This is a genomic window from Agrobacterium sp. MCAB5, from assembly GCF_052114365.1.
Classification (GTDB): Bacteria; Pseudomonadota; Alphaproteobacteria; order Rhizobiales; family Rhizobiaceae; genus Agrobacterium; species Agrobacterium tumefaciens.
The window spans coordinates 1-586 of record NZ_JBFREP010000151.1 but is presented as its reverse complement, the minus strand read 5'-3'; the positions used below and the strand labels follow the sequence as shown (position 1 = coordinate 586).

General features: G+C 50.9%; 1 protein-coding gene and 1 pseudogene. Both read left to right on the top strand.

Going from position 1 to position 586, the window contains the following annotated elements:
• Window positions 1-206 (top strand): annotated as a pseudogene (locus AB4Z23_RS27915) (hypothetical protein); the annotation flags it as partial.
• A 51-nt stretch (window positions 207-257) separates the two neighbouring features.
• Window positions 258-586: hypothetical protein (locus AB4Z23_RS27910; protein ID WP_441361230.1), on the top strand; the 329-nt coding region annotated here is incomplete at its 3' end.

The following is a 586-nucleotide window of genomic DNA, read 5'->3' as shown; positions in this document are numbered from 1 at the left end:
TAGAAGGGTTGATCGGTCAGTACGATGCCCATAACGATATTTGCCGTGGCTCATCTGGCGATGAAAAAGCCACGCGGTCTGCCTGCGATTCTCGCGGTGAGGTCTCGATGCTGCTGGGTCGTGAAGGCTTGTGCTACGGTAAGGACGGACAAGCCGGATACCAGATGAAATGGCATAAGTGCGGCAAGGGTTCGATTAGGCAGTAGCTGGTAGCGCTGATGTCTCGTCCGCCCCCCTTTACGACTTGGAACATCATCTTGTTCGCGATGATCATCGGGCCAATGTTTAGCTCTATTATCGCGGCAATTTTCGCGGTCTTTGTGAAAAGTGAAGAGATCGTTTCAGTGATGTCCCTAGCCTTCCTTGGTTGCCTATTTGGTTTGATACCCGCGTTCGTCTGTGGAGTGTTGTTTGCCAATCTTCGGGGTTGGTTCGGGACGGGGTATTTGTTCGCGGCTTGTTGCGGCATTGTCGGCGTATTACCGTTCATTTATTTGTCCGGTAACTCTCAGCTAAAAATATCTGCGTCTACCTTTTTGGCCGTTACTATTTGTGGCTTAGCGGCAATTGCTACGCGATTTACGGC